General features: G+C 35.1%; 8 protein-coding genes. 5 read left to right on the forward strand and 3 right to left on the reverse strand.

The genetic code is table 11. The features are described from left to right. Nucleotides 1-84 precede the first annotated feature (84 nt). Nucleotides 85-225, forward strand: coding sequence for a hypothetical protein (locus AB8B65_RS01860; RefSeq protein ID WP_405299099.1), 141 nt, complete (start codon nt 85-87; stop codon nt 223-225). Nucleotides 226-466: 241 nt separating this feature from the next. Here the strand turns inward: AB8B65_RS01860 and AB8B65_RS01865 are convergent, their stop codons facing one another. After that, complete coding sequence (locus AB8B65_RS01865) at nt 467-2,491, reverse strand: metallophosphoesterase family protein (RefSeq protein ID WP_405299100.1); 2,025 nt, start codon at nt 2,489-2,491, stop codon at nt 467-469. Nucleotides 2,492-2,653: 162 nt separating this feature from the next. On the opposite strand from AB8B65_RS01865, the gene hisS reads away from it, so the two are divergent. Then, complete coding sequence (gene hisS / locus AB8B65_RS01870; RefSeq protein ID WP_405299101.1) at nt 2,654-4,021, forward strand: histidine--tRNA ligase; 1,368 nt, start codon at nt 2,654-2,656, stop codon at nt 4,019-4,021. A 263-nt stretch (nt 4,022-4,284) separates the two neighbouring features. Here hisS and AB8B65_RS01875 read toward each other — a convergent pair whose 3' ends face one another. After that, nucleotides 4,285-5,403: a GTP cyclohydrolase gene (locus AB8B65_RS01875; protein ID WP_405299102.1), complete on the reverse strand. Its 1,119-nt coding sequence runs from the start codon at nt 5,401-5,403 to the stop codon at nt 4,285-4,287. Between the two features lie 27 nt (nt 5,404-5,430). Further along, nucleotides 5,431-6,417, reverse strand: coding sequence for a transporter (locus AB8B65_RS01880; RefSeq protein ID WP_405299103.1), 987 nt, complete (start codon nt 6,415-6,417; stop codon nt 5,431-5,433). 213 nt (nt 6,418-6,630) lie between these two features. Here AB8B65_RS01880 and AB8B65_RS01885 point away from each other — a divergent pair, with 213 nt between their 5' ends. From AB8B65_RS01885 to AB8B65_RS01895, 3 genes are all read left to right on the forward strand, one after another. Next, nucleotides 6,631-6,888 carry a DUF4834 family protein gene (locus tag AB8B65_RS01885; RefSeq protein WP_405299104.1) on the forward strand — a complete coding sequence of 86 codons (258 nt, stop codon included), beginning with the start codon at nt 6,631-6,633 and terminating at the stop codon, nt 6,886-6,888. 93 nt (nt 6,889-6,981) lie between these two features. Next, nucleotides 6,982-9,459, forward strand: coding sequence for a YfhO family protein (locus AB8B65_RS01890; RefSeq protein WP_405299105.1), 2,478 nt, complete (start codon nt 6,982-6,984; stop codon nt 9,457-9,459). Nucleotides 9,460-9,473: 14 nt separating this feature from the next. Continuing rightward, nucleotides 9,474-10,756 (forward strand): glycosyl transferase family 1 (locus AB8B65_RS01895; RefSeq protein WP_405299106.1); only part of this gene is annotated, 1,283 nt, incomplete at its 3' end.

Genomic DNA, 10,756 nt, shown 5'->3' on the forward strand with positions numbered 1-10,756 from the left:
ATCATTTGGTGTTTTGCCGCACGTGATTTCTCGGAATCTAAAAATGGCTGGCGCAAAGTTCCTGTGGTGAAATAATAATTATTTTTGGAAAATATCTCGCCACAATACCTGTATGAATTTCACTTGCGTGAAGATGAAATGAAATTAATCATTGTTAAAATCTTAACTGTGAACAAAGGCTTTTTGGAAGACAGAAACGCAGCTAAATTTGCACTGATACAATAAGGTTTCAACATTACAAAGCACAACTTTTTAATGTTTTAAAGCAGTGTTGGCGTACATGAATATCTGCTATATAACAAAGGCATTGCGAAGAATTTCACAATGCCTTTTCTTATTAAAATACATGAATGTAATTTTATTGAAACTGATGATTTAATAAATGAGATAATTTTTTCAACAAAAGAGCGGTTTTCGTCTTTTTTTCAAGGATACTTTCCAAAGCTACTTCTTCATCGGAATGAGACTATTGGATTTGAATAAACCAATTTGAATTCACCTTATCGCTCACCGTCAAGTATGTATAGGTCGATATTTTTTCATTTATAATAGATAAATATGGGCACAGATATTTGCCAGAAAACTTTTCACTGAATATGTATACCGCTTCATTTTCGTGGATCGTAGGATCGTTAGGTGTTGGAATTACTTTTTTAATTTTCCAACGCATATTTTTATCATGCGCTTGCGAATACATATAATAATAGATTTCATGGGTTGTAATTCCATCCCAAGCACCCAAATGACTGTATTTGCCAACTTTGGGTTCTTGTGTTGTTAGATAAATGGTATCGCCATCCTGTATGACATTTGAACTATTGGAAGCATCTGAAATTTTTAACACAACTGGATTTGTACGAACTGTAGGAAGGTATTCTTCTCTAGAAATTTCAAAATGTTCTACTTCTGGACCTACAAAGGCATTTCCTAACTCTAAATTTAGATGAATGTGTTGCCCAAATTGAACTTCTTTGCCTTTTGTTTGAGGCTGCAAAGCAAGCGGTTCTGACCACATAAAACATGTTTTTTGTGGAATAGGATTTGGAGCCGTTTTTCCCCAAGAAGGATATTGAAAATATTGCGTAGTTACTGCGTCTGTAGGATGTGATCGTTGTGAAAAATCAATAATGGCAAATCCGTGATTAAAAAACTCATTTTCAGAGTCTAACATTGCACATGGGTCAGTTGAAAAAGGAACTTCAGGAAATGTTTGTTTATAAGGTGTTCCACTTTCTGGTTCTTCGTAGGCACTGGCACCTACCAAACGTCCAATTGGTAATCCAAACAAATTATTTTGATATTTTACTTGATTGTGTTCATGTCCCCAAAACCAGCCTGCTACTTTATTGCCAAAATACGGACGGAAAAAATCGACCAAGTTTTTATTTAGGTAAGGAATTGAACCAAAAGTTCCTGTAAGACCGTTGACTTCGGCATTTCCAGAAAATAATTGGTGGTGTGATAATAAAATAGATGCACCATTAAAATTATCAAGTTTGTCTTGATGCCATTTAGGTTCGTTTGGATGCAAGAAGGGACCATCTTTAGGAAAGCGGGCACTTAAAGGACCGCCATCGCAATATCCAGTATCCATTCCCAAAAATTGCCAACCATTATCTTCGGTACGCAAACAAAAATAACTAGCTTCTTGTGTAGCGTTGATTCCTTTACTTTTCAATCCAGTGTTTAACTTGGCAACCATTTGGTAATATCCATACGCAAAACTGTAATAATCATGGTTTCCAGGAATGGTAAACACAGGAATTTGTTTGTATTTCGTAAACAATCTCTGAAAAATATCATAAAAATTAGCATCACATTCTTCAGGTGTTCCTGCATAATAAATATCCCCAAGGTGAATAATTACGTCTGGCTGATGATGCTTCAAAATCATTTCCAATAAATATTCGCCATCTTGCATACCAGTTCCCCAATCGCCAATAATAGCGACTTTAGCATTATTTGGAATTTTATAATCGATGACTCCAAAATTGAGTTCTCCATTTTTCATCCAATCGTTATACTTTTTTACACCTTTATATTGTTTTTTAAATTTTAGATACTCTTCCAAACAATATGCCCAGCCACAATCATCTGCATCGCTGTATCGTCTAAATTTCTTGCCCCAACGTGCTGCCAGTTCCTCACAAAGTTTATAAGCATCTTTTGCAGCGCTATTCGCATCGGTCGCAGTCATGGCTTTTTGAAAAAATAAAGAAGAAAAATAGGCGCCAAATTCAGCTTCTGTGGAATTTTCTTTGGGTTCTGGTATAAATGTGTGTGTTTCTACGGAATTATTAGCTTCACATTGAGCGGCTAAATGATTGGTTCCTGAAACCATGTGATGCTCTTGTACATGCGTCAAATTCAAAAAAGTTTGATCTTTTCGTAATTTTCTAGTGTGTTGCACTGCGTATGCAGCAACCACAGATTGCCACAGAGATACTTGTTGAATTCTGACCCGTAAAGGCGGAATAGATGTTTGATTCATAAGAAAATAATATAGTTGGTTGGTTTAATTATTCAATTAATGTACGCTTTTTGCCTACAAACACAAAATTCAATCGCCAATACCAACAATCTATCGACATGAAACAGTTTTAAATTTCAATCCCAAAAAAATAGACTTATATTTGCGCTTCAATACAAAATCATGGCACAGAAACCTAGCATACCAAGAGGCACAAGAGATTTTTCTCCATTAGAAGTCACAAAACGCAACTACATTTTTAACATCATAAAATCAGCTTTTCAAAACTTTGGATTTCAACCAATTGAAACACCTTCGTTTGAAAATTTAGAAACCTTGACAGGAAAATATGGTGAAGAAGGAGATAAACTGATCTTTAAAATATTGAACTCAGGCGATAAAGTAAAGAAAGCAGATTTGAAAGCCTTGGAAGAAGGAAACTTGGCACGTTTTTCCAATTCACTTTCCGAAAAAGCGTTGCGTTACGATTTAACAGTTCCTTTTGCGAGATACGTTGTGCAACACCAAAACGACATTACATTTCCGTTTAAACGCTATCAAATTCAACCTGTTTGGCGTGCGGACAGACCTGCAAACGGACGTTTTAGAGAATTTTTTCAATGCGATGCCGATGTCGTTGGTTCAACATCATTATGGCAAGAAGTAGAATTTGTGCAATTGTATGACAAGGTATTCTCAAACTTAGGTTTGAACGGTGTGACGATCAAAATAAACAATCGTAAAATTCTTTCGGGAATTGCAGAAGTGATTGGCGCAAAAGATAAACTAATCGATTTCACAGTCGCATTAGATAAGCTAGATAAAATTGGCGAAGATGGCGTAAAAAACGAAATGATGCGCAAAGGTATTTCTGCAGAAGCGATAGAAAAAGTACAACCTTTATTCAGTTTTTCTGGAAACTTAGACCAAAAATTAGATCAGTTAAAAGGTTTATTGGCAAGTTCGGAAGAAGGAATGCAAGGAGTTTCGGAATTAGAATTTGTTTTTGAAGCAATAGAAGTGTTAGGATTGGAAACTGCAAAACTCGATTTAGACATTACACTTGCCAGAGGATTGAACTATTACACAGGAGCCATTTTTGAAGTAGCGGCGCCAGAAGGTGTGAAAATGGGTTCTATCGGCGGCGGTGGACGTTATGATGATTTAACAGGAATCTTTGGATTAAAAGATGTCAGCGGCGTTGGAATTTCGTTTGGTTTGGATCGAATTTATTTAGTATTAGAAGCACTTGGCTTATTCCCTGAAGCGGTTTCGGATAAAGTGGATGTATTGTGTATTAATTTTGGTGAGAAAGAAGCTTTGGCATCTTTAAAACTAATCAAAGTTTTGCGTGAAGCAGGAAAAAGTGCCGAATTGTATCCTGATAATAAAAAGAATATAAAACAGCTGAATTATGCTAACAAGCGCAACATTCCGTATGTAATTCTGATTGGAGAAGATGAACTCGAAAAGAATACGTGTATTGTAAAAAACATGAAAGATGGAACGCAACTTGAAGTTCCTTTTGATGAGGTACTTACTGCTTTTTGAAATTATAAATGTTAAATGCTGAATTTTAAATGTTAAAGTGTTTTACTGAGAACGTTTTTAGTTTTGTAGTACTTCTCGATACAAAATTCTTTCAGAATTTCACTCGAAGTGACGTTTTGAAATTTTAAATGCTAGATGTTGAATTTTAAATGTAAAAGTGTATCAAACTTGGTTCTGTGGAGTTTGCATTACAAAACTACTAATGAAGTAAGCAACTTAACAGACAACAGACAAGTAAAAAGTGCAGTCTAACATCTAAGAAATCAAAGATTTCGCTTATACGTTTTTCGTCGTTTATGCGTCACAGGTTCAAAATGTTTCCAGAGTTTATGAATCGCTGTATTTTCAATCAATTCGGGAGTTCGGATACAAGTTTCAATCCCTTTTGGAGTGAATGTAAGATAGTATTCCATAAACAGAATGGCAGTTAATCCTTTGTTTTGGTATTCCGGATGTACGCCAATTAAGTAGAAGGTGATATTTTTTGGTTTTTTTCGAGCTTTCAATAAGTGGAAAATCCCGAAAGGAAATAATTTCCCTTTCATTTTTTGTAAAGCTTCTGAGAACGAAGGCATTACAATGGCAAACGCAACTAATTTATCATCTTTATCAACGACAAATTTTATAAACTCTGGATTGATAAACCCGATATAACGTTTCTTAAAATATTCTTTCTGAATGTCGTTAATCGGTACAAAAGAAGACAAGGAAGCGTAAGAAGCGTTGAATAAATCAAACATTTCGTCCACATACGGCATAATCTCTTTCGTCTTTGTAAAATTGAGCTGGCGAAGTTGATAACGTTTTTTGACTAAATTCTGAACGCGTTCAAAAAACTTAGGTTTCACATTCTCAAAAGGAAACTTATTTTCTAAATATTCCTTTTCTTTCACCAATCCGTGATGAATGAAGTGTTTTTCATAATACGGATGATTGTACCAAGTAATCATCGTTCCAATATGATCAAAACCTTCGGTAAGCACGCCAACTTTATCTAAATTAGAAAATCCGACAGGACCTTCCATGTATTCTAAATTGTGCGATTGACCAATTTCAGTAATCTTATCAAGCAAAGCGCCTGACACTTCCAAATCGTCAATCATATCAAACCAACCAAAACGCATTTTGGAAAGTTTTTGTTCTTTCACTTCAATCCAATTGACAATAGCCGCAACACGACCAACAATTTTTCCATCTCTAAAAGCCAAGAAAAACTGTGCATCAGCATCTAAAAAAGCGGGATTTTTATCTTTGTCAAACGTTTCTAATTCGTCTTTTACAATAGGTGGAACCCAATATTTAGAATTTTTGTAAAGGCTAAAAGGAAACTTTACAAAAGCTTTTAATTCTTTTTTATTGGCTACTTCTCGAACGTGAATCATCAATCAGGAATTTGGTTAAAAAGATAGTTATTGTTTTCCGTCGTCTTCAAACTTCTCTAACTCTTGCTCATCTTTTTTCTTCTTCTTATCCTTTGGATCTTCACCTTTTGGATCTTGTTCATCAATCGGAATCAACTCATCTTCATGCCAATCATCAAATCGATACGAAAGTCCAAAACCAGCAAAAATACGTGTCGGCGTATTTTTTACACCAGCTCCAATATAACCATCTAACTGAAAGTTTTCAGCTAATAAATAGGCGCCGCCACCTCTAAACAATGCATCTGCGTATAAATCGCCATCAATTCCTTGATGCTCTATAAAAGCAGACCATTTAGGATTGTCAAAAGCATGTGTTAGAGTGATGATGTAGCTCAATTCTTTAGAATCAGACGTAATACGATCGTAAGTAATATTGGATACAAAAACCCAACGTCCTGCAAAGTGACTTTGCGTAGCCACTGTAACTTTTGGACTTACAGATGGTTCTGTACGTGGAAAATAGGGATTGTCGGAAAATATAAAATTTGCGCCAACATACACACCAATTGCAGGAATTAAATCTTTCCAACGGAATGAGTTGTTCGCTTTCCAGCTATATAAATTTGGTTTTTCTTGTGAGGATTTTATATAGGGATCGTAAATCATATATTTTGCACCAATAGTATGCGATAAAAAACCATTTCTATTAAATTCTCGTGCCGGACTCGACGCATTTTGTGTAAACGTATCAAACTGATATGCACCTTCCCAACTAATTTCTAATTGTTCTTTAAACATTCCATACCGCAAAGCAAAATCGATTCCGAAAGCATTCGTTTCTGTATTTAACTTTTTGTGTTCTTGTTTATCTACAAACATTCCAGCTTCAAACTGAATGACTCTTTTTCCAACAGAATATGCGCTTATGGATGCTCCTGGACGATTAGAGTTGATTACCTCTGTATATTGTGCAAATGCAGCAGAAGAAAAAAATAAAAAACCAATAACTGCTAAGAAAGATGTTGTTTTCATATATCTATAAATAGGTTGTTTTTTTGTGAGTTTATAAAACATTCGCTCAAATACTACTCACAAATCTTTTAGACTGTGAATAACGCATGTTTTTTTAACAATTTTTAACAGGTTTAAGCCAAAACTACATAAAATTATAGTTTTTTATCTAGTAAAAACGATAATAAATCTGCATAAATTGTATTTTTGAAAAAATATAGGTCATAATACAATATGGGAGTACTAAGAACAATAGCAATCATAATTTTAGTCATGTATGCATTACGCATATTGGGCAGATTGTTTGCACCTGTCATGATTCGCTATGTAGCAAAGAAAGCCGAAAGAAGTTTTTCTGAACAATTCAAGCAACAAGGGCAATACCAAGAAGAGTCACGTACCAAAGAAGGAGAAACTACAATTGACAAAATGCCCAATACAAAATCATCCAAAGACGTAGGAGAATATATAGATTTCGAGGAAGTAGATTAGTAGTATATCAATTTATCGTTCTACCAAAAAAATCGTTCCGAAAAGGTTTAGTATATTGCTTTTCAATCTGTACATGTTAAAAAATTACATCAAGTGAATTTAGATATCAAAAAAATAATTCCACATGCAATAGCTTTATTGCTATTTGTTGCCATGTCATTGGCTTATTTTTATCCAGTAGCACAAGGAAAAAAAATGCAGCAACAAGATATTATGCTGTACACAGGAATGGCAAAGAAACAAAATGACTTTAGAGACCAAACTGGAAAAGAATTGTATTGGACAGACAGCACTTTTGGTGGTATGCCAACGTATCTTTTAGGAGCGCGCTATCCGCATTCGTACATAAAAACACTTGACAGAACACTTCGATTTTTACCACGTCCGGCAGATTATTTATTTCTCTATTTTCTGGGGATTTATGTGCTTTTGTTAGTACTTCGAGTCAATTGGAAACTCGCCATTTTGGGCGCCATCGCCTTTGGTTTTTCCACGTATACGATCATAATTCTCGATGTTGGACACAACGCCAAAGCACATGCAATTGCTTACTTTCCGTTAGTATTGTCGGGAATTTTACTCACGTTTCAGCGGAAATACGTTTGGGGATTTTTACTCACAGCCGTTGCTATGTCATTGGAAGTCATGGCGGGGCACCCGCAGATGACATATTATCTAATGTTGTTGGTGATTGTGATTGGAATTGTTTATTTGATTAAATCGTACAAAGAACAACAATTGCCTCACTTTTTTAAAACGGTCGGAATTTTATCAGTTGCCGTAATTTTAAGTTTAGGTGTGAATGGTGCAAGTTTGATGACCACCAAGCAATATGCTGATTGGAGTATTCGTGGAAAAAGTGAATTGACAAAAAAACCAGATGGTTCTCAGAGAAAACAGGAAGGACTTTCTAAAGATTATATAACTCAATATAGTTACGGAAAAACAGAAAGTTTCAATTTGTTAATTCCTCGATTTATGGGAGGCGCAAATTCAGAAGATTTCGGTGTAGAATCCAATACATTTACTTTTTTGCGACAAAACGGATATTCGGTCACAGAAGCGAGTGAAGCCGTAAAAACCTTGCCAGGATATTGGGGAAGTCAGCCTATTGTAGCGGCTCCTGCCTATGTTGGTGCTGTGATTATATTTCTTGCCTTGTTGGCCTTATTCTTTGTAAGAAGTAGAGCAAAATGGTGGCTCGTAGGCGGAATTTTAATGTCATTATTATTGTCTTGGGGAAAAAATTTCAATTTCCTAACAGATTTTATGATCGATTATTTTCCGTTCTACAATAAATTTAGAGCTGTTTCGTCCATACAAGTCATCTTAGAACTTTGTATCCCGATTTTGGGAATCTTAGGATTGGCACAATTATTTAGAAAAGAAAGTAAGATTTCACTCGAAAAAAAGCAAAAAGCACTTTATATAAGCACAGGAATTATTGGTGGAATTATTTTATTCTTTCTATTATTTAAATCTACATTGTTCAATTTTGAATCACCAGATGATAAAGGAATGAACGAAATGTTTTTAAGAATTTTAAAAGAAGATAGAGCCGCTGCATTTACGCAAGATGCCATCCGCTCATTACTACTCGTACTAGCAACGGCAGGTGTTTTATATGCGTTCCTTAAAGAAAAAATAAAAGAAAACATTGTCATCTTAGTTTTAGGAGGTTTGTTATTATTTGATTTGGTTGGCGTAGCACAACGTTACGTTTATGACGATGAAAATAGATATGTAACGAAATCAGAATTTGAAAATCCGTATGACAAATATAGGGTAGACGAGGAAATTTTAAAAGATAAAGGTCATTACCGTGTATTTGAACCAAGATTGCGTTTGGCACATGCACGTACCGCATATTTCCATAATACACTTGGTGGTTATCATGCTGCAAAACCGAGACATCTTGAAGAATTGTACAATTTCTATTTAGATTACAATCGAAGATTTGAATTCAATGCGAAAAACGTTAGCATACTTAATATGTTGAATGTAAAGTATACGATTGATGAACGTAGAGATGAACAGGGAAGAACGGTAGGTCTTGTGAATATTAGAAACCCATACCCGAATGGAAATGCTTGGTTTATAAAGAAAGTAAACTTTGTAGAAACGGCCGATGATGAAATTATATCCTTGCAAGGATTAAAGACGAAAGAAGAAGTATTGTTCCGAAAAGGACAAGAAAATGCAAAAAACATTAAAGGTTTTTATGGGAAAGATTCTTTATCTACCATTACATTAACCAAGTATAAACCAGATCAGTTAACGTATACTTCTGAAAATTCAGAATTAGGTTTTGCTGTATTTTCCGAAATTCATTATCCACATGGTTGGAACGTATATTTAGATGGGAAATTAGTGCCATATTATCGTGTAAACTATCTCTTAAGAGGTATGGAAGTTCCGGCTGGTAAACACAAAATTGAGTTTAAGTTTGAGCCTGAAATTGTAAAAACAGGTGTTGCAGTTTCGCTGACAAGTTCCATCATTTTGATGTTGTTAATTTTTGGTGGAATATTCTATGAGTTTCGACGTAAAAAGAAAGTCGAAGCCGCATAATTAGTTTGTGAATTATGGCTAAAAAGGTAGTAATTGTTACATACTATTGGGCACCAGCAGGTGGACCAGGCGTGCAACGTTGGTTAAAGTTTGTAAAATATCTGCGTCATTTTGATATTGAACCGATTGTAGTTATTCCTAAAAATCCTAATTACCCAATGGTGGATGATACTTTTTCGGATGCTATTCCCAAAGATATTACCATTGTAAAGTTGCCCATTTTTGAACCGTATAAGCTTGCGGAATTCTTCTCGAAGAAAAAATCGAAAACGATTAGTAAAGGTATTATTGCGAAAGGAAAACAATCTTTTGCAGAAAAAATGATGTTGTATATTCGCGGAAACTTCTTTATTCCTGATGCGCGAAAGTTTTGGGTGAAACCTTCGGTGAAGTTTTTAAAAAAGTATCTCAAAGAGAATAATATTGAAACTGTAATCACGACTGGTCCGCCGCATAGTGTGCATTTGATCGGACTCAATTTGCGAAAACAATTGGCTATAAAATGGTTGGCAGATTTTAGAGATCCGTGGACAACAATTGGCTATCATGAGAATTTACGCTTGACAGAAAAATCGAAGCGAAAACACTTGCAATTAGAATCGGAAGTGTTACAAACTGCCGATCAAATTGTAACGACAAGTTTTACTACGAAAGAAGAATTTTCTGCATTGACCAAACAGCCAATTGAAGTCATTACCAACGGATATGATGTAGAAAAATACGAACGTATTCCAATGGATGAAAAATTTACATTGTCGCATATTGGTTCGTTACTTTCTGAGCGAAATCCATTGATTTTATGGGAAGTCTTAGCAGAATTGGTACAAACAGATGCTGATTTTGCAAAAGATGTGCAATTGCAATTCGCAGGAGTTGTGAGTCAAGACATTCAAGATGCAATAATAGCAGTTGGTTTGGAAAAATATACAACGTATTTTGGATACGTTTCGCATCAAAAAGCATTGCAATTACAACGCGCTTCACAATTGTTATTGGTCATTGAGATTGACGCCGAAAAAACCAAAGGAATTATTGCAGGAAAACTTTTTGAATATATGGCTGCGGAGCGACCAATTATGGGAATTGGTCCGGAAGACGCAGACATTGCAAAGATCATTCAGCAGACCAATACAGGGACTTATTTTTTATATACCGAAAAGGAGAAACTCAAAACACAAATTGTAGCGTACTACGAAGCATTTAAAAATAAACAATTGCAAGTTTTTCCAATCGGATTACAGAAATATTCGCGCAAAGCGTTGACAGGAAAGTTGGCTGAGGTTTTAAAATCGTTTTA

The sequence above is a fragment of the Kordia sp. genome (assembly GCF_045105435.1).
In the GTDB taxonomy this organism is placed as follows: Bacteria; Bacteroidota; Bacteroidia; order Flavobacteriales; family Flavobacteriaceae; genus Kordia.